20 protein-coding genes and 2 pseudogenes are annotated in these 21,753 nt (G+C 63.1%); 13 read left to right on the top strand and 9 right to left on the bottom strand.

From position 1 onward, the window contains the following. The first annotated feature begins 26 nt into the window (after positions 1-26). Positions 27-1,772 carry a SulP family inorganic anion transporter gene (locus VGO12_RS23615; protein ID WP_327515167.1) on the top strand — a complete coding sequence of 582 codons (1,746 nt, stop codon included), beginning with the start codon at positions 27-29 and terminating at the stop codon, positions 1,770-1,772. Next, positions 1,769-2,620 (top strand): polyphosphate kinase 2, encoded by an 852-nt coding sequence (gene ppk2, locus VGO12_RS23610; RefSeq protein ID WP_327515166.1) that lies wholly within the window; start codon positions 1,769-1,771, stop codon positions 2,618-2,620. The genes VGO12_RS23615 and ppk2 overlap by 4 nt, the downstream gene beginning before the upstream one ends. Positions 2,621-2,707: 87 nt before the next feature. Here the strand turns inward: ppk2 and VGO12_RS23605 are convergent, their stop codons facing one another. Next, positions 2,708-3,175 (bottom strand): histidine kinase, encoded by a 468-nt coding sequence (locus tag VGO12_RS23605; protein WP_327515165.1) that lies wholly within the window; start codon positions 3,173-3,175, stop codon positions 2,708-2,710. A gap of 339 nt (positions 3,176-3,514) precedes the next feature. Next, positions 3,515-5,398, bottom strand: a complete 1,884-nt coding sequence (locus tag VGO12_RS23600; protein ID WP_327515164.1) for a patatin-like phospholipase family protein — start codon at positions 5,396-5,398, stop codon at positions 3,515-3,517. A gap of 168 nt (positions 5,399-5,566) precedes the next feature. Between VGO12_RS23600 and VGO12_RS23595 the strand changes: the two genes are divergently transcribed. After that, positions 5,567-6,670: an AraC family transcriptional regulator gene (locus VGO12_RS23595; protein WP_327515163.1), complete on the top strand. Its 1,104-nt coding sequence runs from the start codon at positions 5,567-5,569 to the stop codon at positions 6,668-6,670. On the opposite strand, the gene VGO12_RS23590 is transcribed toward VGO12_RS23595, so the two are convergent. The 3 genes from VGO12_RS23590 to VGO12_RS23580 all read right to left on the bottom strand — a co-directional run bounded on the left by VGO12_RS23590 (position 6,630) and on the right by VGO12_RS23580 (position 8,843). Next, positions 6,630-7,658: an alpha/beta hydrolase family protein gene (locus tag VGO12_RS23590; RefSeq protein WP_327515162.1), complete on the bottom strand. Its 1,029-nt coding sequence runs from the start codon at positions 7,656-7,658 to the stop codon at positions 6,630-6,632. The two genes, VGO12_RS23595 and VGO12_RS23590, sit on opposite strands and share 41 nt — an antisense overlap. A gap of 126 nt (positions 7,659-7,784) precedes the next feature. After that, entirely contained in the window at positions 7,785-8,324 is a 540-nt protein-coding gene (locus VGO12_RS23585) for an MgtC/SapB family protein (protein WP_327515161.1), read from the bottom strand. 102 nt (positions 8,325-8,426) lie between these two features. Then, entirely contained in the window at positions 8,427-8,843 is a 417-nt protein-coding gene (locus tag VGO12_RS23580; RefSeq protein ID WP_327515191.1) for a pseudoazurin, read from the bottom strand. Between the two features lie 195 nt (positions 8,844-9,038). Here VGO12_RS23580 and VGO12_RS23575 point away from each other — a divergent pair, with 195 nt between their 5' ends. The 5 genes and pseudogenes from VGO12_RS23575 to VGO12_RS23555 all read left to right on the top strand — a co-directional run bounded on the left by VGO12_RS23575 (position 9,039) and on the right by VGO12_RS23555 (position 12,547). Then, positions 9,039-9,701 carry a MarR family winged helix-turn-helix transcriptional regulator gene (locus VGO12_RS23575; protein WP_327515160.1) on the top strand — a complete coding sequence of 221 codons (663 nt, stop codon included), beginning with the start codon at positions 9,039-9,041 and terminating at the stop codon, positions 9,699-9,701. A 201-nt stretch (positions 9,702-9,902) separates the two neighbouring features. Continuing rightward, the gene (locus VGO12_RS23570; protein ID WP_327515159.1) at positions 9,903-10,451 is read left to right on the top strand and encodes a peroxidase-related enzyme; all 549 of its coding nucleotides are present in this window, start codon (positions 9,903-9,905) and stop codon (positions 10,449-10,451) included. Positions 10,452-10,573: 122 nt separating this feature from the next. Further along, positions 10,574-11,029, top strand: a pseudogene (locus tag VGO12_RS23565) (redoxin domain-containing protein); the annotation flags it as partial. Positions 11,030-11,064: 35 nt separating this feature from the next. After that, complete coding sequence (locus VGO12_RS23560; protein ID WP_327515158.1) at positions 11,065-11,841, top strand: glutamine amidotransferase; 777 nt, start codon at positions 11,065-11,067, stop codon at positions 11,839-11,841. Then, positions 11,834-12,547 carry an MOSC domain-containing protein gene (locus VGO12_RS23555; RefSeq protein WP_327515157.1) on the top strand — a complete coding sequence of 238 codons (714 nt, stop codon included), beginning with the start codon at positions 11,834-11,836 and terminating at the stop codon, positions 12,545-12,547. The genes VGO12_RS23560 and VGO12_RS23555 overlap by 8 nt, the downstream gene beginning before the upstream one ends. Here VGO12_RS23555 and VGO12_RS23550 read toward each other — a convergent pair. After that, complete coding sequence (locus VGO12_RS23550) at positions 12,537-14,021, bottom strand: FAD/NAD(P)-binding protein (RefSeq protein WP_327515156.1); 1,485 nt, start codon at positions 14,019-14,021, stop codon at positions 12,537-12,539. The two genes, VGO12_RS23555 and VGO12_RS23550, sit on opposite strands and share 11 nt — an antisense overlap. Continuing rightward, entirely contained in the window at positions 14,018-15,205 is a 1,188-nt protein-coding gene (gene ssuD, locus VGO12_RS23545) for an FMNH2-dependent alkanesulfonate monooxygenase (protein WP_327515155.1), read from the bottom strand. Before ssuD ends, VGO12_RS23550 begins: the two co-directional genes overlap by 4 nt. Positions 15,206-15,393: 188 nt before the next feature. Here ssuD and VGO12_RS23540 point away from each other — a divergent pair, with 188 nt between their 5' ends. From VGO12_RS23540 to VGO12_RS23525, 4 genes are all read left to right on the top strand, one after another. Continuing rightward, positions 15,394-15,942, top strand: a complete 549-nt coding sequence (locus VGO12_RS23540; RefSeq protein WP_414650770.1) for a flavin reductase family protein — start codon at positions 15,394-15,396, stop codon at positions 15,940-15,942. A gap of 168 nt (positions 15,943-16,110) precedes the next feature. Continuing rightward, on the top strand, positions 16,111-17,118 hold the full coding sequence (gene tauA / locus VGO12_RS23535; protein WP_327515154.1) for a taurine ABC transporter substrate-binding protein: 1,008 nt from the start codon (positions 16,111-16,113) through the stop codon (positions 17,116-17,118). A gap of 76 nt (positions 17,119-17,194) precedes the next feature. Beyond that, complete coding sequence (locus tag VGO12_RS23530) at positions 17,195-17,986, top strand: taurine ABC transporter ATP-binding protein (RefSeq protein WP_327515153.1); 792 nt, start codon at positions 17,195-17,197, stop codon at positions 17,984-17,986. Then, entirely contained in the window at positions 17,983-18,834 is an 852-nt protein-coding gene (locus tag VGO12_RS23525; RefSeq protein ID WP_327515152.1) for an ABC transporter permease subunit, read from the top strand. The genes VGO12_RS23530 and VGO12_RS23525 overlap by 4 nt, the downstream gene beginning before the upstream one ends. 16 nt (positions 18,835-18,850) lie before the next feature. On the opposite strand, the gene VGO12_RS23520 is transcribed toward VGO12_RS23525, so the two are convergent. Together VGO12_RS23520 and VGO12_RS23515 are read right to left on the bottom strand one after the other, a co-directional pair. Next, entirely contained in the window at positions 18,851-20,257 is a 1,407-nt protein-coding gene (locus VGO12_RS23520) for an FAD/NAD(P)-binding protein (protein WP_327515151.1), read from the bottom strand. Between the two features lie 310 nt (positions 20,258-20,567). After that, entirely contained in the window at positions 20,568-21,170 is a 603-nt protein-coding gene (locus VGO12_RS23515; protein ID WP_327515150.1) for an alpha/beta hydrolase, read from the bottom strand. A gap of 416 nt (positions 21,171-21,586) precedes the next feature. On the opposite strand from VGO12_RS23515, the pseudogene VGO12_RS23510 reads away from it, so the two are divergent. After that, positions 21,587-21,753, top strand: a pseudogene (locus VGO12_RS23510) (molybdate ABC transporter permease subunit); the annotation flags it as partial.

Here is a 21,753-nt window from a genome sequence, read left to right as displayed (position 1 = left end):
CTGAATGAAAACGTCCGGGGCCAAGCATGCAGAACCTGCCGCGCCTGCCGCTTCTTGAAAACCTGCGGGGCTATCAGGCGGCGTGGGTGCGCAACGACGTGTCCGCGGGCGTCGCCATTGCCGCGGTGGGCCTGCCAAGCGCAATTGCCTACCCTGCCATTGCAGGCTTGCCGGCCGAGACCGGTCTTTACGCCAGCATTGCCCCGCTTATCGCCTATGCGCTCTTCGGCCCGTCCCGGCAACTGATCGTCGGGCCGGATGCGGCCACGATGACGGTGTTGGCGGCGGTGATGACGACAGTCGCCGCCTCGCCTTCGGACCGCGTGACGGCCGCCGCGCTCCTTGCCCTGATCGTCGGGGCCTTTTGCCTGATCGCTCGCCTGGTGCGGCTTGGCGTGCTTGCAACCTTCCTTTCCCGCCCGATCCTGACGGGCTTTTTCGCCGGTATCTCGCTGTCGATACTGGTCGGGCAGATCAAGCGTGTCACCGGCGTGCAGGTCGCGTCGGATGGCGTCATCGCCCCGCTTGTCGATCTTGCCAGGCAGGCCGGCGCCATTCACTGGCCGACTTTCATCTTCGCGCTTGCCTGCTTTGCGCTGCTGCAAGTCGCGCGGCACTATCGTTCGCCCGTGCCGGGTCCGGTCATCGTGGTTTTCTTGGCGGTCCTGCTCTCGTTTCTTTTCGATTTCGAGGGACGAGGCATGGCAGTGGTCGGCGACATTCCGAAGGGCCTGCCGTCGCTCGTCGTACCGCGATTGGGCGAGCTCCCGCTTGAGGGCCTCATCACTGGCGCAGCCGCCATTTTCCTCGTCAGCTTCGGCTCCGGCGTCATCGCCGCCCGAAGCTTCGCGGCGATCGGCGGCTATCGCGTCGATCCGAACCGCGAACTGACCGGCTTTGGCGCCGCCAATATCGCAGCGGGTCTCTTCGCGACCTTTCCGGTCACGGCTTCCGATTCACGCACGGCCGTCAATTTTGCCGTTGGCGGTCGATCGCAGATCGCAAGCCTGGTCGCCGCCGCTACGCTGATGGTGGTTCTGCTCTTTCTGGGCGATGTCCTGCGTATCCTGCCGATCGCCGCACTCGGGGCAATCCTGGCGGCGACCGCGCTCAGCCTGATCGACATCGAAGGGCTGAGGCGCATCTGGCGCGTCAACCGGATCGAGTTCGTTTTCGCGTTGATCGCACTGTGGGGGCCGATCGGACTTGGCGTACTGAACGGCGTCGTCATCGCGATTGCCGCAACGCTGGTCTATCTTCTGCTGCAGACCATGTACCCGCACGACGCCGTTCTCGGCCGCATTGCCGGCCGCGACGGCTTTTACAAGCTGCACCGGCACCCCGATGCGCGACCGGTTGCGGGCTTCGGCGCCTGCATGATCCAGGACAGTCTGCTGTTTTACAATGCGGACTATGTCCGCGAGCGCCTGACGGCGATTGCCGCCGATCTGCCCCCGCCTGCCCGCTGGCTGGTGATCGACGCAAGCGCGATCCCCCAGATCGACAGCACTGCTGCCGACATGCTCGCCGAACTTCATGATGAGCTGAAGGATCGCGGCATCGCCCTCGGCCTTGCGGAATTGCACACTGACGCACGGGCCCTGCTCGACCGCGCCGGAACCGCCGACAGGATCGGCAAGGAGATGATCTTCGAGGGCATGGAAGACGCGCTCGACGCCTACGAGGCCAGGTTCGGCAGGGTCGGCGCGCTTTCCGCCCGTCCTGTCGAAACACGGCAAGGAGACGTCGAGGCAAAAGGGAGGGAAAAATGAGCAAGCATGACGGCAAGAAGAAGCACAAGGGCAAGAAGGATGAAGGCGGCGTTGCCGCCGCGACAGCGTCCGAGGAGCGCCCATCGGACGGCTACGACAAGGCGCTCGAACGTCTGCAGGAGGAAATCGCTCATCTGCAGGCCTGGGTGAAGTCATCAGGAGCGCGCATCGTCATCATCTTTGAGGGGCGTGATGCCGCCGGCAAGGGCGGCGTCATCAAGCGACTGACCGAGCGGGTCAGCCCTCGCGTCTTCCGCGTGACCGCCCTTCCCGCGCCGACGGACCGGGAAAAGACGCAGATCTACATGCAGCGCTACATCCAGCACCTGCCGGCGGCCGGCGAAATCGTCATCTTCGACCGCTCCTGGTACAACCGCCCTGGCGTCGAGCGCGTCATGGGCTTCTGCTCGGACGATGCGGCGCGGCGCTTTCTCGAACTGGCGCCGCGCTTCGAAGCCGCGATGGTGGAAAGCGGGATCATCCTGCTCAAATACTTCCTCGACGTCAGCGAGAAGGAACAGGAACGCCGCTTCCGCCAGCGCATTGCCGACCCGCTGCGCCAATGGAAACTCAGTCCGATGGACATCGAATCCTATCGCCGCTGGTGGGATTACACACGCGCCTATAACGAGATGCTGCGCATGACGGACACCGAATACGCACCCTGGTGGATCGTGCCCTCGGACGACAAGAAGCGGGCGCGGATCAACTGCATCTCGCACATTCTCGCGTCGATCCCGTATGAGCGGGTGAAATATGCCGAGCCGGAACTCGGAAAGCGGCAAAAGCGTCCTGACGATTTTGAAGACGATATGAGCAAGCGTCGGACGGTGCCCGACGTGCATTGAGCGCGGTCATCCGCTCCGGTTAGGCTGGTCGCGGAGATGCAGGCGACGGCAATCAGAACGAGATTGCCGTCGTTGTTTCACTCACGGTCAGGCTTTGTCCGGCGCCCAGTTCAGGAACATGCCGACATCGCCGGGCACGCCACCGGGAAAGTTGATGATCATGGCCTTCAACTTGTAGCCGTTCGGCTTGCCATAGGTCTGGTAGCGTTCGAAAAACTCTTTCGCCTTGCCCTGCAGGGTGCTCGGCCAGTCCCGGTCACCGCTGTTGATCGCCCGTCCGCTGTCGCTGCAGAGTTCGGACGGAAAGCTATAGACCATGGCTTCGAACTTGCCCGCCTTGACGGCGTTTGCCACGAGCCGGCGAACCATGGCGATTTCTTCCTCGGTCACGTGCTTCTTGAGGAAATCCGCAGCAAAGTCGGCGTGCTTCTGCTCTTCGATCGACTTCAGACGCCGCTCCTTGTCCATTTCCTCCATCTCACGCTGGAGCATCTGCATGCGAAGGTCCTGGGCGCTCACCGGGGCCGCATTCACAATATCCTTGTCGTCAGGCATCGCGTTGATCCACTTCAAGCAAAGGGGACGCTTTCCAACAGAAATGCACGGAGGCCGTGCATCGCCTGTACCAAAGACGTCCCGCAGGTACATCCAAGGGAACCCGATGGATATCGGCATACCAATTCGGGGACGAATTACTTTCGAACGGGAGCCTCTGCAAACCCGCGCGGCTCTTGTGCGTACTTTCGAACACTAGCATGCGGTCGGGCTACAGAAACAGAATTCCCTACAATGCCCATCTAAAATACTACAACTGCAAGAGGACGATGACAACTCGCGCGGCATCGGCACATGGACTGCCGGATTGCCTCCCGCGAGCGCAAAAACTCCGGGACGCTAGATCGCCGAACGCTCCTCGCTGGCCGTAAACGCGCCTTGCGGCTCGGCTTTAGCCCCTATGCCGAAGATCGACTGAAGCCGCGGGTCGCTCTCGCCGAGACGGTCGTCGATCCATGCGCGGGCCCAATGGTATGCCGCTTCGAACAGTTCGGAGTGCCGGCTCCAGTCCATGAAGCTGATGGCGGCCGAAACCGGTGGCGAGATCAGGATATCCTGTTCGCCGAGCGCCACTTCCTGCGGCCTGTGCGCCAGCATGCTCGCGGTGATCACCTGGATCATGTTGGGAATCTTCGGCAGTCCTGCACGGCCGAAAGGATTGAGCAGTCGCACCGTCAACTCAGATGCACCGGGGATGCTGTCATAGTCTATGTGATGCTTGCGCGGGCCGTCTGCGCCAAGATTGACGACGACGTTCGGGCCGCTCTTCAGTTCCTTCATTTGGTCAAGCGGCAGGTTGTTCATGATCGCACCGTCCACCAGCATGTCGCCCTCGGCGGTAAAGAAGGGCGGCAGGACGCCCGGGATCGAGCCGGATGCGCGCACGGCCTGCCACAGCTTCCCGCGACGGTGGATGTGCGGCTGGCCGCTGCTGAGATTGGTCGAGAGCGCAAAAAACGGCAGCCACAGGTCCTCGATGAGGACGTCGCCATATTCCGCCCGAAGGGTCCGGTCGAGGACCTTGTGATCGAGCAGCGCATATTGCGGCACGGTGAGACGGCGAAAGGCACGGCTCTTGACGAAGATCTGGTGCGTTGCGTCGTTGATCTGGTCCGCGTCCAATCCACTGGCGAAGCCCGCCATCATTGCCGCACCCGAACTCGTGCCGCCAAGATAGTCGAAACTGGCGCCGGCAGCGGCAAAGGCCTTGTAGACACCGAGATGCGCGCAGCCAAGCGAACCGCCCCCGGCCGCCACCCATCCCCTCGCCTCGCCGGAAACAAACCGCACCAGCCGCTCCACGTCGGTCTGGTCTTCCAGCGACACGTGATGGTGCTGGCGGATGTCGGGGCGGGCGTCTAGCCACGCGGCCGTACCACTCACCGCCGCGGCGCGTTCACCATGCACCAACGCAAGCCTGAGGTTGGACGGCGAATGGATCGCCAGTGCCAGCGCTTCGCAGGGACTGACCCCAGGCGAGCCCGCCGCGTCGGCGACCAGAAGCACACTGTCGGCCTGGCGGATGCAGACATGGGTCCATTCGCTCGGTCCATCATCGGCCACGTAGACGATGATTTCCGCCCTTGTTTCCAGGTGATTGAGCCAATCGAGCACCTGCTGATCGTCAAGCGTGAGGGCGGGAAAGCGGCTCTCGACATCGGCCTTCGTCAGGAATGCCGCCTGGCCGTTCGCCGCAAACACCACGCGCAAGTGATCGACGAATGTCGACGAGATGCGGGTGCCACCGGCGGGAACGACGGCGAGCGTGCGCAACCGGCACGACGGCTTGGCACGGGCGGTCGCCGGCGCCTGCATCGCGAACCGCCGCGCCAGAAAGGTCGTAACCGACTGGCGCAGACTGGGAAGCGATCTGGCCGCCCTTTCGAATTGCTCGTCACGAATTTCAAGGACGATGGAATCGCGGGCCGCAACCACTGTCGCGATACGCGGCAAGCTCGCAAAAAATCCGACTTCACCAACGAGCTCGCCATAGCCGATTTCGGCCACCGGCGTTTCGGCGCCAGCCCGGTGGACGGTGAAACGTCCGGAAAGCACAACGAAAAAGCGATCCGACTGCTCGCCCTCGCGCACGAGAACATCACCGCGCCGCAGCAACCTGCGGTCGGAATTGGCGGCAAGCGCCTCCAGTGCCGCGACCGATGTCCGATCAAACATCAGCGTCGCTGACAGCAGCTTGGCCGCAAGGGAGCTTGTTGCATCCATCGAAGCATCCTTGGAACGTGCAGCGCCCAAGCTTAGCTGTTTCCAAACGGATTTCCGAACAGATTTCTTTCCGCTGAGGATTGAGCCAACTTCCACCTTCGGCCAAAACTCTCGCCGCCGACCGGCGATGACGCCGGCCCTCAGCCATGCGTCTCCCGGAGCGGCCCGATGCCTTCGATACCCCTGCCCTTCGTGATGGCGCTGTTGCTGGCGATCCTCTTCGTTCGCGTGCTGGCCCTAAGCGCATGGCGCCTTCGACCACCTTCGGTTTTCATCGCCGCCTGCCTCGTCCTCGTGACCACCGTCGGGCTTCGCTGGACCGCCGACCTGCAATGGACGAGGTTCATCCAGCCTGTGGTTGCGTCCCTGTTGCCGCCGATCGCGTGGTTTTGCTTCTCTGACTTGAGCAATCCGTACCGGCGACGAGCCTGGCCGCATTTACTCGTCCCCGTTTCCGTATTCCTGCTCTCCTCGATGTGGCAGCGGTGGCAGCCGCCAATCGACCTGATCCTTGCTTTCCTCTATTTCGGCTACGGCGCAGCCCTCGTTCGCGGCGTCTATGCGGCACGCGGGGAATTCGAGAGCGCGAGGCTCACCGATATGGCTCATGCTCGCCGGGCCGTGCTCCTGGTGGCGGCCCTGCTGCTGATGTCAGGCACTGTCGACCTTCTGATCGCCGCGGATTTCGATCTTTATCAGGGTAACCACGCGGCATCGATCGTCGCTGCGACCCATATGTTGATGCTTCCACTGATTGCCTGGACGATCGTCGTCATGAGCCGGAGCATACCGGACGAGGTCACTGCCAACGATCGCTCGGCCGGCGCAGCAACGATTGCCGCAGACGTGACGCCGATCGCAGCCGCACCGAACGACGACGACCACAGTGTCTTGGCGGCGATCGACAGAACGATGCGCGAGAACAAGCTCTATCGCGATCCGGATCTGACCCTGGGCCGTCTGGCGCGTCGCCTCGCAATGCCGGCAAGGCAGATATCCGGCGCGATCAGTCGCGCCTCATCCGGCAACGTGTCGCAAGTGGTTAACGGGTACCGGATCCGGGAGGCCGAGCGTTTGCTGAAGGAGACGGACCTGACGGTCACAGCGGTCATGTTCGAGTGCGGGTTCCAAACGAAGTCGAACTTCAATCGGGAGTTTTTGCGGATAACCGGGATGAACCCGCGCGCGTACCGGCTCTCGCAGACACCGGGCGCGAACACTCCCCACGATCCTACGGCCGGACAGGCAAGGCTTCAGCCAGAAAGCCTATGATAAGAAAAGCGATTTCGCGGTGGATCTGTTCGCGGCTGCGGACCCCGCCATCCCTGCACACGACACCGTCGCCAGGTGTTTCTTCCTCGATCAGCGCGGCCGCTCCCGGTTTGCACGGCGACATGAAGCTGAAATGCATGGCGTCGGGGATCTCGACATAGGTCGAGGTGGCTTTGGGCAAGTGTGACGTAAGGTAGCCCGATTCAAGGTCAGCGGGCATGTCACCGATATCGGTGCCGGCTGCGATCACGAGGGCCGGGGCGCGAAGCCTTGCCAGGCTCTGAGGGCTGAACCCGCGCGCAAGACCCAGGTCGAGAGATACGAATGCGCGCAGGCGATTGTCGCTCATGTCGTCTTGAAGCTTGCTTGCCCCAAGTCCGAGTTCGTCGCTGAGCGCACACGCCCGTGGACTTGCGTTGACCCGGCAACCGGCCCTGAAAAGCTCGGTGTCGAACCTTGCACCCGCCAGCGCCGTCACGGTCCATCCGCCAAGAGAATGACCAACGGCCGCGATCTGCGACTCGTCAATCCTGCCGCCGAGTTGGGGATCGGCGACGAGCGCGTCGATGGTGCGGCTGAGGTCGCGCGGACGCTCAAAGGACATCGCGGCATCCTTCGCGTTCCTGTCGAACGTCGTCGTGCCGGGATGGTCAGGGGCGGCAACGATGTAGCCCTGCTGGACCAACCGGCTCGCCAGCCAGTTCAGGTTGCGCCAACTGCCGCCGTAGCCGTGTGAAAGGACCACCAGTGGCGACACCTCGTCGGTGGCCGCAGCGTTCACGATGGCGCTTATGCCGACGAAGGCCCGATTTTCGCCAACCGCCACGGCGCCCGTTCGATCGGGTGTGGGATACCACAGCGCGACGTGAAGCGGCCGGGCGCTGGCGGGAAATATCTCAATCTGCCGAAAGCCGATCGGCTCTGCCGCATGGGCGTGCCCAACAGCAAAGATCCACAGGCCGGCTGCAAAGATGGAAAAACGAAACATTGGAAGCCCTCGGTTCTGACAACGAGACCTTCATCGACTGTGATCGGCGCAGCCGCGACCTGATTCACGATCGAGGTCGTTTCGCCCCCTCGCCCCCGAAAGACGAGCGATCCCGGACCGTCAGCGCTACCGCTGGTCCTGCGACTTGCCCGCATCGGGTGGTTCGTCGCCTTGCGCCGCCACGGCATTCCGATCGCTCTTATGTGACGGCTCGATGAGGCCGAGCACAATCAGAACAGTAAATGCGGATCCGACGGCAATTGCTGCAACGATCCAATGGCCGAACCCGACCGATAGGCCGATGGCGCCGGCGAGCCACAGACTGGCGCCTGTCGTGATCCCATGGACTTCGCCGCGCGACAGCACGATTGTTCCCGCGGCAAGGAAGGCAACGCCGGCGGTCACGGCTTCCACCACGCGCAGAGGGTCGATCCGCACCCGGTCGTCGACAAAATCGCCGAGCCGTACGCTTTCCAGCGAGACAATGCTGAACGTACATGCGGCAAGGCTGACGAGCATATGTGTTTTGAGACCGGCAGGCCGTGCCTTTGCCTCGCGCTCGAAGCCGATGACGGCGCCCATCAGCAATGCTCCGAGGATACGTGCAAGAATGATCGGATAGGGAACCTGGGAGGGCGGAAACAATTCGGCGGTGATCTGATCCATGCGGAACCAACGCGGAGCCCCCACATTGGTTCCGACCGCCTTCTTTGCGCCCGAACCGATGTCGGGCGCAGCAGACAATCCTCACGTCGTTGCGTGACTTGCCTAGTTGCCGAGCGCCGCCAGTGCAGCATCGAGGCGCTCCTGCGCCTTCTTCGGGTTCTTCGCGGATTTGACCGCTTCGAGGTTGGCGGGGCTGTCGCCGACCTGGATCACGCCGACCATGCCCATGCCGTAGTGCGGCGTGCATTTCACGCCATAAAGGCCAGCGGCGGTGAAGGTCACCTTGAAGGTCTCGTTGATCTTGCTCCTGAAGGTTTCCGCGCCTTCAGGGATCATGCCCTTTATGCTCTCGACATTGTGGCCCTTGTCCGTCGGGATGAACGTGACCGTGTCGCCCGGCATGACTTTCAATGACGCCGGTTCGAACACCATTGCACCGTCCTTGCCCTTGTTCAGCATGTGCACTTCGAAATCTGCCGCGGCTGCAGGTGCAGCGACAACCATTGCCGCGAACGCCATAGCGAGCCCGCGCTTGATTGCATTCAACATCGTCTTCTCCACGTGAGCGGCCGCCCGAGGTTCAAGGCGGTCGGAAGGAGCATTAGTTCGAAGTCGACGATCCGACTTTGATACGCATCAACTTCGCAGAGCATTTCAGTGCGCATTGACTCAACGCACATTGACATTACATAGGAATCCTATATTCATGTACCCATGAGCAACGAAACCAACAGCACCCCTCCACTGGTTGACAGGATCGGCGACGGCCTGTCCCGTGTCGCGACCGCCATGCGGACTGAGGCATGGACGGCAGCGGACGCCATCGGCCTCAACCCGACACAGTTGCAGATCCTGACCTTTCTGGTCGCGCGTGGCTCTACGGGAATGCGGGTGAAACAGATCGCGGCCTATCTCGGCGTCAGCCAACCAACGACGACCGATTCGATCAACGCGCTGCTGCGCAAGGGGCTGGTCGAAAAGCGCGCCGACCCGAGCGACGCGCGCGCGCTGTCGGTGGCGGCGACAGAACAAGGCGAAGACGCTTTGCGCCAGGCGGGGCGGCTTGCGTCTGCTACTGAAGATGCAATTGCCGGGCTTTCCAGGCTGGAGCAGCAGGATCTGCTCACGCACCTCGTCAAGATCATCCGCAATCTGCAGACGTCAGGCGCCATTCCCGAACAGCGCATGTGCGTCAACTGTCGGTACTTCCGCCCCAACGCCCACGACGATCCGCAAACTCCACATCATTGTGCGTTCGTCGATGCGGCATTCGGTCCGGCCCAGTTGCGGATCGATTGCGGCGAATACGAAGGCGCAGCGAAAGATGCGCAGGATGCAGCCTGGCACATATTCAATCGCACGTCTGCCGGTGCCTAATGCAAGCGCGCGCAGACCAAAAGGGATAGAGACAAAAAGATCATGAAGTTACGTCGTCAACTTCACACAAGACTTCAACATCGGGTCCGCATGCGCTGTTTCGCGATACAAGCGGACGCCCGGTGATGTCGGCGCCGGTCCGACGACTGCCATCGGCGGACCGGCAATTTTCCCCCTCCACGCAAATAGAAAGAGAAAACCATGAGCAGAATTAATCTAGTCGACCCCGCTTCGGCAACCGGCGCCAGCGCAGAATTGCTTGGCGACATCCGTTCGGCCTTCGGCGTGACCCCCAACATGTTCAAGGCGGTCGCCAACTCTCCTGCTGCCCTTGCCAGCATGTGGGGTTTCTTCGGCGCACTCGGCAGGGGCCGGCTCGGCGCCAAGCTCGGCGAACAGATCGCCGTCGCCGTCGCCGACCGCAACGATTGCCATTATTGCCTGGCGGCCCACACCGCACTCGGCCGCAAGGCCGGCGCGACCGCCGAGGAAATGGCGAGCGCGCAGCGCGGCCTTTCTTCGGACCCGAAAACGGCCGCTGCCCTCACCTTTGCGCGGGCGCTCGTCGAGGCGCGGGGGAACGTGCACGATGCGGATGTGCGCAGCCTGCGCGACGCCGGTTTCGACGATCAGGACATCGTCGAGATCATCGCCCACGTCGCGCTCAACCTGTTCACCAACTACATCAATGTGGCGCTTGCGGTACCGGTCGATTTTCCCGGCGTGAAGCTCGTCCGCGAAGCCGCTTGACCTCAGGCATTCACGGGGATGCGAGCGGCGCCGTTCGCGTGTCTCGCTTTCCCGTTCCCTGCCGGGCGGCACCCACCGTCCGGCGCTCCCCGGAGACAAGGACAATGAACAGCAATTTTCGCATGCATGCGCCGGAACTCGCCGTATCGACCTGGTTCAATACGCCGGCACCCTTGAGCCTCAACCGGCTGCGCGGGCGGGTGGTGTTTCTCCATGCCTTCCAGATGCTCTGCCCGGCCTGCGTCTCGCACGGCCTGCCACAGACACAGCGCGTCCAGAACATCTTTCGCGACACCGATCTGCAGGTGATCGGGTTGCACACCGTGTTCGAGCATCATGCCGCAATGGCGCCGGAAGCGCTGAAGGCGTTCATTCACGAATACCGACTGACCTTCCCGATCGGCGTCGATCAGCCCTCAGATAGCGGGCCGATACCGACGACGATGGATCGCTACGGCATGCGCGGCACGCCGACGGCGATCATGATCGGCCGCGACGGTCACGTCGAATACCATCGCTTCGGAATTGAAGACGACATGATCATCGGTGCCCGCCTCGCCACGCTGCTCGCCTCCCCCGCAAACATCAGCACCGATACCGGCGCCTCGGACGGATGCACGGCCGAAGGCTGCGTTGCCGATCGCAGCAAACAGTTGAACTCTCTCGAAGGACGAAACGACATCATGACGAGCAAAAAGCGATCGCGATCAGGCACGTCCACTTCGAGGATCTCGGAAACTTCGCCGAACCTTTGCGTTCCGCCGGCTTTGAAATCGAATATCGCGATGTGGGCGACGAGGATTACCTCTCCTTCGACCCTCTGGAGCCGGACCTCGTCGTGGTGCTCGGCGGCCCGATCGGCGTATACGAGGACAAAGCCTATCCGTTTCTCGCCGACGAGATCGCGCTGTTGAAATCGCGCCTTGCCGCGGATCGGCCGACGCTCGGCATCTGCCTTGGCGCCCAGCTAATCGCCCGCGCGCTCGGCGCCCGGGTCTATGCATCAGGCCTCAAGGAGATCGGATTTTCTCCGTTGAAGCTGACTGCGGCCGGTCGTGTTTCGTGCCTGCGCCATCTCGCCGACGTCCCGGTGCTGCATTGGCATGGTGACACCTATGATCAACCTGATGGCACCGAACTGTTGGCATCGAGCGAACTGGTTACCCAGCAGGCCTTCGCGCGCGGCAGAAATCTGCTCGGCCTGCAGTTCCATCCGGAGGCAGAGACGGAAGCGGCGTTCGAACGCTGGCTCGTCGGTCATGCCTGTGAGCTTGCAGGGGCGGGATTGAGCGTACCGGACCTGCGCAATGACGCGCGACGCTTCGGTGAGACGCTTAAGAGAGCAGCCGACCTGATGCTTGGCGCGTGGCTGGAGACCATCGATGGTTGACCACGAGCCGTTCGTACTCGATGCCCTTCTTGTCGGCACGCTGTCGCCGATCGACGATCAGGGAACATTGAGCGGCATAGACAAGCGGCCGGCACCCGGATCCGTGCACCTCGGCACCCTCGGATTTTCGGGCGACCGGCAGGGTGACCTGAAGCGACATGGCGGCATCGACAAGGCCGTGCATCACTATCCGCGGGAGCACTACAGGGCCTGGACGGACGAGATCGGCGCGCTGCCGCTTCTCGAGCAACCGGGCGCCTTCGGCGAAAACCTCTCCGTCTCGGGGCTGACTGAAAGCGATGTGGCGGTCGGCGACCGCTTTCGTCTGGGCGGGGCGCTCGTCGAGGTCAGCCAGGGGCGGCAGCCCTGCTGGAAGCTCAACCGTCGCTTCGGACTTCAGGACATGGCCCGCCGCGTGCAGCAGTCCGGTCGCACCGGGTGGTACTACCGCGTGATCGAAGAGGGCCCGGTCTCGGCCGGCGACGGGATGGAACGGGTCGAGCGTCGCCATCCCGATTGGACGATTGCCCGGCTCTGGCACTATCTCTACGTCGACACGCTGAACCGTGAGGCGCTCGCCGAGATCGCCGCTCTCGCAATTCTGCCGTCAAGTTGGCGCGACTATGCGACAAAGCGCCTGAACACGCGAAGCGTCGAGGATTGGGCGCGGCGCCTCGACGGAGACGCCCGGCCGCTCAGCCGCTGACGTTGCCGCCGAGCGCCGGAGTTGTCCGTCCCTGGGGCTTCGACGCGCGGCTGGCCCTGCGGCCGGAGACCCGAACTGGGCGCGCCAACATTTCGGCGATCTCGTCGGCAACGAAGATGGCGTGGTCGTTAACCTGCGGCAGCCCCATGAGTTCGCCGAACGTGCCGCGCGCAAGCGGCCCCGCAATGATCAGCGATCGTTCCGCCGCCCCGTCCACACCGATGGCGCGGCTCTTTTCGTCGCAGGCAAGACCAAGCCCAACGGTATCGAGGCTCAGATGGCCCTCAGACGCAAGATCCGCAAGCCAGCTCTGGCTCGATAGAATGCCCCGATGGGCCGGCCCCGTCGTTACCACGCAGGCGTCGAACAACAGGCGTTCGCAGCCTTGCGTCCGGCGATGGCGGATATCGGCGGCGATCACCTCACCGCAGGTCTCGACGGACTCGATCTCGCCGCCAAGAATACGCACCTGTCCCGCATCGATCGCATCGCGGATCGTATCATCGACCTGCGGCGCCACCCGGAACCGGTGCGCGTCCCAAAATGGCCGCAGGCGCCGAACGAGACGGCGACGCTCAGCCACCGGCAGTGCGCGCCAGATCTGGCCACCCTGGCTTCGCAGGGCGTCGAAAACCGCATGCCAGCTGGCGCCGACCACCGCCGCGTCCCGCACCGCCTTGCGCACGCGCCGCAACAGTTCTAGGGCATTTCGGGCGGGATCGCTGATGAAATCGCCGAACGGCTCCTGCGTTCTGCCGGCGTGACCGCGCGACCTGAGGCCTCGCCGCGACAGGGCAACGATCGGGCCTCGATGCGCGGCGCGGCTCAGCGTCGCAATCACATCTGCGGCCGTCAGGCCGTTGCCGAGCACAAGGACACGGTCATCGGGACGAATGACGGCGAGCGCGCTGGCTGCCGTCGTGTCTGGTACGTAGCGCGGGTGGTTACCAAGAGCTTCGACCACGCCTCTCGGTGCGCACGGGGCCGGGTGCGTGGTGGCGATCACGACGATATCGGCCAGCAGTTCCGTGCCGACATCCGTGCGCAGCCGCCAGCGCTTCCCGCGCCTTGACACCTGCTCGACCCGCTCACGCCGGTGCGCGACCTTGCCGTTCCTTACGAACGGTGCGACGAACGCGCCGACATAGCGGCCGAAAACCGCCCGCCGCACATAAAGGTTGCCGTCGGCGGCGCGGGCCTGCGCATCATCTCGCGGCTCGCCATTGGCCACCAGCCATTTGAGAAAGTCGTCACAATCTTCAGGCACGAGGCTCATGCGCGCCGCCGGCACGTTGGTGCGGTGGGCAAGATTGGCCGTGTCGTAGGCAAGCCCCGCTCCGAGGCGCTCGCGCGGCTCGAAGACGACGATCGCCGCCCCGTCGCTTGCGTCCTTGCGCGCGAGGTTCGCCGCAATGACTGCACCGGTGAAGCCGCCACCGATAATGGCGATGACCGGTCGCCGCACGCCCGTCACGATTGGGATACCTTCAGTTTCGGGCGATGATCGCCCGCAATCGTTTCACCGAATGGCCCGGTGTTGATCGATGTCTCGCGCGCGGGAACCGAATGGGCAAGCGGCAGGTTCGGCAAGACGAGTTCGCCGAACCGGTAGGCTTCCTCCAGATGGGGGTACCCAGACAAAATGAAGCTGTCGATGCCAGCCTGCCGATACTCCTCCATGCGCGCCCTGACCTGATCGGGATCGCCGACGAGCGCCGTGCCTGCACCACCGCGCACCAGGCCGACGCCAGCCCAGAGATTCGGAGCAATTTCGAGCTTGTCACGGCGCCCGCCATGCAGGCGGCTCATGCGGCTCTGACCAACCGAATCCATACGCTCGAACACCTTCTGTGCGGCGGCAATCGTGTCGTCATCCACATATTGTATCAGGTCGTCGGCGGCCTGCCACGCTTCCTTCGCGGTTTCGCGAACGATCACGTGTAGACGGATGCCGAAGGTGACGTCCCTGCCCTCCGCCTCGGCCAGCGCCCGGACCTCGGCAATCTTGCGCGCGACGTCCTCGACCGGTTCGCCCCAGGTCAGGTACTTGTCGATCGTGCGTGCGGCAACCTCCTGACCCTTGCCCGACGACCCGCCGAAATAGAGCGGCGGATGAGGCTGTTGGAAACACTGGAACAGCAGCTTGCCGCCTTCGATATCGAAGTGGCTGCCCTTGAAATCGACCTCCTCGCCTCGAAGCACAGCCTTGTAGATATTGAGGAATTCCTCGGTTACCTCGTAGCGTTCGGTGTGCGAAAGATGAATGCCGTCGCCCTTGTTCTCGATCGGGTCGCCGCCGGTGACGACGTTGATCAACAGGCGCCCGCCCGAAAGCCGGTCCAAGGTCGCGGTCATGCGCGCCGCAAGCGTCGGCGACAGCAGCCCCGGCCGCACCGCAATCAGGAAGCGCAGCTTTTCTGTGAGCGGCGCGAGTGCCGAAGCGACCACCCAGCTGTCTTCGCAGCTGCGGCCCGTCGGAATGAGCACGCCGTAGTAGCCGAGCTGGTCGGCCGCCTGCGCCACCTGTTTCAGGTAGTTGAGATCGACATTGCGGCCGCCGCGCGTGGTCCCGAGATAACGGCTATCGCCGTGGGTCGGCAGGAACCAGAGCACGTTGATCTTCTCGGGGATAATGGACTTCTCCGGCACAATTCCCATTTGGCGAAAGCCTCCTCGCAAGCCTCGTCCGGCGGCATCCTCGCAACCGGCGTCGATGTGAAAAACATAAACTCTATAAAATTTATTGACAATCAAAAATCGGGCGCTCATTTTTGAAGAGAGGAAAAATTTTTCCCGTATCGGCAGATTGCAACCGGGAATTAGGTCAAATTTTTCGAGGGTTTGTCATGACAATCGCGCTTGCCGCTTCTCCAGCATTCGATGCAGTGGTTCCGCCCAACAGCGCCTACGAGCCGATCACGCCGCCGGCCTTACGGTCAGCCATGCGCAACCTGTCGGGCGGCGTGTCCGTCATTACCGCCGGCATCGGCGACGAGAAAACAGGCGCAACCGTGACCTCGGCGACGGCGCTGTCGGTCGATCCGCCGACCATGGTCGTCAACATCAACCGGACATCTTCAACCTGGCCCATCATCCAGCGCTACCGGCATTTCTGCGTCAACGTGCTCTCCCGGGAACAGCAGAAGGTCGCAGAACGCTTTTCCGGCGTCGATGGCGCGAAGGGTGCTGCGCGGTACGACGGAGCCGAATGGACCAGGCTCGCGAGCGGCGCCTCTGCCTTGATCGGGGCGCTTTCGGCCATCGACTGCGAGGTCGAGGAAATCATCGAGCGTCATAGCCACGCCATCATCATCGGCCGCGTCGTGGCGATCACCACCGGCACGGGCGAGCCGATCGTATACCACAACGGCCTCTACGGCGGCGTCACGATCTGAGCTGGCGCCGGGCGGCATGAACCGCTGCCCGGAGCGGCAAATTTGGAACGGGCTCGCACCGAGGCACCGAAATGCGGAATAAATTATCTACATATAATCGATGTTTTTAGTCAGCATACTCACGAGACTTCATTACGGGGTCCGAACCTTTCCATTGAGGAGCAGACAATGACGATCCGCAGACGCACCCTTATCGCCACCGCCGCCGTCGTTCTGGCCGCGCCCTTGTTCTCGCTTCCGGCCCTTGCCGGTGAAACGTCGCTGACCATCGGGTACCAGCCGATCGTCGAGCCGTCGCGCGTGCCTCAGGCTGACGGCACCTACGAGAAGGTTACCGGCGCCAAGATCACCTGGCAGAAGTTCGACGGCGGTGCGGACGTGATCGCAGCGCTCGCCTCCGGATCGATCGACATCGGCTATGTCGGCTCGTCGCCGCTTGCAGCCGCCGCCAGCCGGCAGCTGCCGTTCGAAACCATTTTCGTGGTCGGCCTGATCAGCGATGCCGAAGCGCTCGCGGTCAAGGGTGTCGACAAGCCCGAGCAACTGGCCGGCAAGAAGATCGCCACACCCTTCGTCTCCACAGCCCATTACAGCCTGCTGACCGCACTGAAACACTGGAACATCGATCCGAAGTCGGTCGAAATCCTGAACCTCAGGCCCCCGGAAATTGCCGCAGCCTGGCAGCGCGGCGACATCGACGGCGCCTATGTCTGGGATCCGGTGCTGACCGAGATCAAGAAGACATCGACGGTTCTCGCCACATCAGGCGATGTGGCAAAGTGGGGCGGCCCCACCTTCGACGCCTGGATCGTCAGCAAGAAATTCGCCGAGGAACATCCCGATATCGTCACCGGTTTCGTCAAGGTGACCGGCGATGCCTATGCGGACTATCGTGCCAGGCCGGATGCCTGGAACGCCGGCTCGCCCGAAGCTGAAAAGATTGCACGGCTGACCGGCGCAAAGACCGAGGATGTGCCGGCCCTGCTCAAGGGCTACTACTTCCCGTCGCTCGAGGAACAGGCCGGCGCCGGACTGCTGGGCGGCGACACCGTCAAGGCTGTCGCCCAGACCTCGGCCTTCCTGCTGGAACAGGGCAAGATCCCGGCCGCCCTTCCGGATTACGCGCCCTATGTCTCGCCACGCTGGGCGCAGGAAGCAGCCAAGCTGTCGTTCTGACCGCGTTTTTCTCCGCGCCCGTCCGGCTCGATAGCCGGGCGGGTTCTTCCCATTATCCCGCATCCGGAACCGTTCCATGGCCGTTCTTTCCCTCGAAGCCGTGACGCTGCGTTATCCTGCTGGCGACAGGCATGCGGCCCCTGTGCTGGCCACGGTCGATCTGGCGCTCGAACAGGACGAATTCGTCGTCGTCATTGGCCGCTCCGGCTCGGGCAAGACCAGCCTTCTCAATCTGGCGGCAGGTTTTGTGGCACCCAGCAGCGGCCGCGTCGCCATCGACGGTGCTCCGGTCTCGGGCCCCGGGGCCGATCGCGCCGTGGTGTTTCAGGACGACGCGCTTTATCCGTGGCTGACAGCTCTCGACAACGTCGCCTTCCCGCTGCGCTTGCGCGGCGTTCCGCGCACGCAACGGCTGGCGCGCGCCCGGGAGCTCCTTGCCCGGGTTGGTCTGCCCGATGCGGGCGACCGCGACGTTTGGGAGCTGTCCGGTGGCATGCGCCAGCGGGTCGGCATTGCCAGGGCTCTCGCGTCCGATCCGAAATTTCTGCTGATGGATGAGCCGCTCGGCGCACTCGACGCGCTGACCCGCAGCCGGATGCAGGGTTTCATCCTCGACGTCTGGCAGGCAAATGGCGTCGGGGCGCTTTTGATCACCCATAGCATCGAGGAAGCCTTGCTGCTGGCAACCCGCATCATCGTGCTTGCTCCCAACCCTGGCCGGATCGTCAGCGAGATCCGCACGACCTTCGGCCGTGATCATCTCGCAGGAACGCCGCTCTCCGAAATCCGCAGCTCGCTTGCGTTCCGCCGCCTGCAGGACGATCTGACCGCACTCATTCATGCCGAAGATGAAGGGATCGCCGCATGAGCCTTTCTCTGGAAAGCACGCCATCCGCCCTGGACCATCCTCAGGGCAGCACAGAGGCCCCCGCACGCGAAGCGCAGCGCGCACCCGTGCCGCTTGTCTGGATATCGCTCGCGACGATCGCAGCGCTCTTGTCGCTGTGGAGCCTTGCGGCAAGCTATGGTCTTGTCTCGCCGCTGTTCCTTCCCTCTCCTCTCTCGGTCTACCAGGCCCTGCGGAGCCTCGCCGTCACCGGCTTTGTCGACGCCACGCTGCTGCAGCATGCGATAGCCAGCCTGATCAGGATTTTCGGCGCGCTTGCCGTTGCGATCGTGCTCGGCGTGCCTGCCGGGCTCGCCATCGGGACCAGCCGGATCGGCAAGGGCATTCTCGATCCGATCGTCGAATTCCTGCGTCCTCTGCCGCCGCTCGCCTATCTTCCCCTTGTGATCATCTGGCTCGGGATCGGCGAAGCCTCGAAGATCGCCGTCATTGCGCTGGCGATGCTGCCACCGATCATCCTGTCGACGGCGACAGGCGTCCGGTCCACTTCCACCGATCACGTCAATGCAGCGCGCGCCTTCGGCGCTTCGAGAATGCAGGTGCTTGGCCACGTCGTCCTGCCGAGTGCCCTGCCCGCGATCCTGACGGGCACCCGGATCGCGCTGGGAGCCGGCTGGTCGACGCTGGTGGCGGCAGAACTGGTCGCGGCAACAAGGGGACTTGGCTTCATGATCCAGTCGGCCGCCCAGTTCCTGGTTACCGACGTGGTGATCGCGGGCATCATCGTGATCGCCGCCGTCGCCTTCCTGTTCGAACTTGCCGCCCGTCTGCTCGAACGCTGGCTGGTGCCGTGGTCAACGCGACGCTGAAGGCCGCGGCCCCTCGTCAGCCGGTCTTGTGCGTCAGCCGGTGCCGTGTGGCGATCAGCCTTGCCGCGGCATAGCTTTGCGTGACGATCTCGGGCACGAGGTCGATGTCCGGCAGGCTGCCGACACCAAGCGGACCGATCGCATAGAGATTGCGCGTACGCTGGCCACCCACGAGCACCTCGCCGGCCGGGCTGACGGCGATGCCAAGGCCAAGTTCGTCGGGCTCCGCAAGACCGCCTGCAAAAAGGCTCTGCATCAGCGATGCGCCGAGATCGGGCGCCGAACACCGACAGTCGATCACCTGGTCGGCAGCAAGCAATGTCTCCTGGCTTTCCCCGGCCCAGCGCACCATCAGCCCTTCGGCGCGGCGCCGGCCCGCCCAGCCTTTGCGCAGGACCGTTCGGCCATCCGTCAATTCCTGCCGCAGACGCAGGTAAAGCGGGGCCGGCAGCCGATTACGATGACTGTCATAGATCGAGCGCAGATGCCGGTTGAAACGATGCTTCTCCTCCTGGGGCAACGCCTGCCACAGCGAGCGCGCACGCCGGCGCAGGCCGTTCATGGCCGCCTGCCAGCCGAGCCCGGCCGCTTCCGCTTCCTCGCAAGCCTGTCTCACGAACCGGACGATATCACCGAGCCGTGTCGGCATCGGCTCGACCGGAAAGGTCGGTGCGGCGGCGAGGCGCGTGTGCGGCTGCGGCAGAAATCCATGGCGCGAGACGATGGTGATCTCGCCGGCAAAGCCGTTGTCGCGCAGTTGCAGCAGCCGGTCGACGACCCGCACCCCGCTTCCGAGCAGGACGGTGTGGCGCGGCACGACGAGACGGCGCGCACGAACCAGCGGCTTTTCCTCCTCGGCGACCTGCATTTCACCCTGGCGCAGGCCGAAGCCGGTTGCGAGCACCACCGCGTCGCATTCGACCGTCGCCCCCTCCTGCAACACGGCGAAGCGACCATTGCCCTGCTTTCTGAGGCCGAGCACTGCCTGGCAGGAAAGCTGCATGGAGATATCGGGCCGGCGCGTCAGTGCCTCCGAAAACCGCTGATAGACGTAGTCGCTGAAAATGCTCTTCGGCACGAAAATCTGCTGAAAACCGGGAATTGCGGCAGAAACCGCCGAGCGAAACTCGTCGTTGGCTAGAAGCCAGTCATTGAAATCTTCGGCCTGACCGGCAGCGACCGACAGGTCGCGCACCCGGCTGTTGAGAATTTCGCCGCTGAGGGCGGCGGCCAGCACCTGCCCGCCGCTGATCGCCGGCTGCGGATCGAAGAGATGAACGTGGAATGCTGTGCGGACCGATTTCATCAGCGCAATCGCCATCATCACGCCCGAAAAGCCGCGGCCGATGATGGCAATATGGGGTTTTGCCGCTGCGCCAGTGTCCCTCGGCGCCATCTTGGCAAACAGTCCATGGACAGTCATGTGCTCTCTCCTGTCGCCGGCCCGGCCGGCAAAGATTGAAATGCATGGCTGTTCGGTCGAAAACGCAAAATCTGACCGCATTACACATCGAGGGCAACCGCGCGTCCACGTCAGAGGCGCTGGACGAAGGAACGGAGGCCGAGATATGTGCACGGCCGACCGAGGCATCGATCGGCGTTCGCGCACGTCGCTTCACGCCACCCCTAGATGGCATTCTCTATATACTTTGTGGTTATTAGAGCGCGAAAAGGCGCCGACATCAAGTGTCGTATTTGGCCTGTGACGAAGGCCTGCTCATCCGGCCTCAATCTCAGGCGACACCGCCCGGCAACGGGATCCGTCGCGCTCCGTCGACTGGTTGCGTTAGCAACTCCCGACGCGTCATGCCGTTCAAGACCCGCAGCAGGTCATAGCCATGCGACCAGCGACCGAAGCCGCTGGCGATGTTGATGTGCCCCGCGTGCCCAAGATCGACAAGCCGGCTTCCCCATCGCGTCGAGTAATGGCGCAGCCGATCGAAAGGCATGTACGGGTCGTTGAGGCTGCCGACGACAAGGCTCGAAAAGGGCAAGGGCTGTTCAGGCATGCGCCCGAAGTCGACCGTATCCGGATGAAGCCGCTCGGTCGCGCCGAGATCGCATGGCGCGACAAGCAGAACGCTGCGCACGTGCCGGGCGAGCGGCCGTCGCGCCAGGTTGGCAACGAGAAGACAGCCGAGACTGTGGGCGACCAGATCGACCGTCCCATGTCTCAAAATCTCGTGCTCCAGCCGGTCGCGCCAGCTATCGAGCTTCGGCCTGTCCCAATCCCCCTGCTCCACCAGAACCGCTTGCGGATGATCGTCGAGCCAGTGACGCTGCCAATGGCCCGGCCCCGATCCGAACAGTCCGGGAATGATGAGCGTTTTTGCCATGTCATCAACCATTTGCGCGGACGCTTCCAAGGTGGACGACGCATGCGCGCCATCCGTTTCATGCTGGATTATGGAAGAGCCCATCGACATCCGTAAGCAAGAAACACCCAATATCTATAAAATCTATAGTATAACTTTTTCAAGCCTGCGATCGCATCTCTATATTTTAGAGATCGAACATGAAACAATGTGCCAAGGAGAGTGTTTCTTTCTACGCGGCTCAAAAGCGAAATCAGTTTCCTTGCGAGCGGCGTAAGCGTCAAAATTTTGCGTTGTTGGAGCCCACGAAATTGGTAGTTTGACGCCGAAATGCACCGGCGCTCGAACAAGCCGGCCAACCGGCGATTTGAAGATCGGTTTGGAACAGGGGATATGCGGTTGCCAGGCAACCGCAGGGCTTATGAGGTGACGGGAAGTTGACGGAGCGACGCAATGGGAGCCGCTGGCGGTTTCGCCAGCCGAGTATCTTGCCGGGTTTTGGATTGTCGCTCGGTATCACGCTGAGCTGGCTGGTTCTGATCGTGTTGATCCCGCTGTCGGGGCTGGTGTTTCGGGCAAGCGGCCTTGGCTGGGCCAAGTTCTT

Origin of the sequence: Ensifer sp., from assembly GCF_035999135.1 — a bacterium.
In the GTDB taxonomy this organism is placed as follows: Bacteria; Pseudomonadota; Alphaproteobacteria; order Rhizobiales; family Rhizobiaceae; genus Ensifer.
The sequence above is the reverse complement of the archived record's forward strand: the minus strand, read 5'-3'. Positions and strand labels throughout refer to the sequence as shown.

Bases quoted from the DNA above. Each gene is read 5' to 3' on its own strand.
- ppk2 (WP_327515166.1), top strand. From the start codon at position 1,769: ATGAGCAAGCATGACGGCAAGAAGAAGCACAAGGGCAAGAAGGATGAA.
- VGO12_RS23530 (WP_327515153.1), top strand. From the start codon at position 17,195: ATGGCCGTTCTTTCCCTCGAAGCCGTGACGCTGCGTTATCCTGCTGGC.
- tauA (WP_327515154.1), top strand. From the start codon at position 16,111: ATGACGATCCGCAGACGCACCCTTATCGCCACCGCCGCCGTCGTTCTG.
- VGO12_RS23590 (WP_327515162.1), bottom strand. From the start codon at position 7,658: ATGTTTCGTTTTTCCATCTTTGCAGCCGGCCTGTGGATCTTTGCTGTT.
- VGO12_RS23525 (WP_327515152.1), top strand. From the start codon at position 17,983: ATGAGCCTTTCTCTGGAAAGCACGCCATCCGCCCTGGACCATCCTCAG.
- VGO12_RS23585 (WP_327515161.1), bottom strand. From the start codon at position 8,324: ATGGATCAGATCACCGCCGAATTGTTTCCGCCCTCCCAGGTTCCCTAT.
- VGO12_RS23600 (WP_327515164.1), bottom strand. From the start codon at position 5,398: ATGGATGCAACAAGCTCCCTTGCGGCCAAGCTGCTGTCAGCGACGCTG.
- ssuD (WP_327515155.1), bottom strand. From the start codon at position 15,205: ATGGGAATTGTGCCGGAGAAGTCCATTATCCCCGAGAAGATCAACGTG.
- VGO12_RS23580 (WP_327515191.1), bottom strand. From the start codon at position 8,843: ATGGCGTTCGCGGCAATGGTTGTCGCTGCACCTGCAGCCGCGGCAGAT.
- VGO12_RS23575 (WP_327515160.1), top strand. From the start codon at position 9,039: ATGAGCAACGAAACCAACAGCACCCCTCCACTGGTTGACAGGATCGGC.
- VGO12_RS23595 (WP_327515163.1), top strand. From the start codon at position 5,567: ATGCCTTCGATACCCCTGCCCTTCGTGATGGCGCTGTTGCTGGCGATC.
- VGO12_RS23555 (WP_327515157.1), top strand. From the start codon at position 11,834: ATGGTTGACCACGAGCCGTTCGTACTCGATGCCCTTCTTGTCGGCACG.
- VGO12_RS23560 (WP_327515158.1), top strand. From the start codon at position 11,065: ATGCACGGCCGAAGGCTGCGTTGCCGATCGCAGCAAACAGTTGAACTC.
- VGO12_RS23615 (WP_327515167.1), top strand. From the start codon at position 27: ATGCAGAACCTGCCGCGCCTGCCGCTTCTTGAAAACCTGCGGGGCTAT.
- VGO12_RS23570 (WP_327515159.1), top strand. From the start codon at position 9,903: ATGAGCAGAATTAATCTAGTCGACCCCGCTTCGGCAACCGGCGCCAGC.
- VGO12_RS23605 (WP_327515165.1), bottom strand. From the start codon at position 3,175: ATGCCTGACGACAAGGATATTGTGAATGCGGCCCCGGTGAGCGCCCAG.
- VGO12_RS23515 (WP_327515150.1), bottom strand. From the start codon at position 21,170: ATGGCAAAAACGCTCATCATTCCCGGACTGTTCGGATCGGGGCCGGGC.
- VGO12_RS23520 (WP_327515151.1), bottom strand. From the start codon at position 20,257: ATGACTGTCCATGGACTGTTTGCCAAGATGGCGCCGAGGGACACTGGC.
- VGO12_RS23540 (WP_414650770.1), top strand. From the start codon at position 15,394: ATGACAATCGCGCTTGCCGCTTCTCCAGCATTCGATGCAGTGGTTCCG.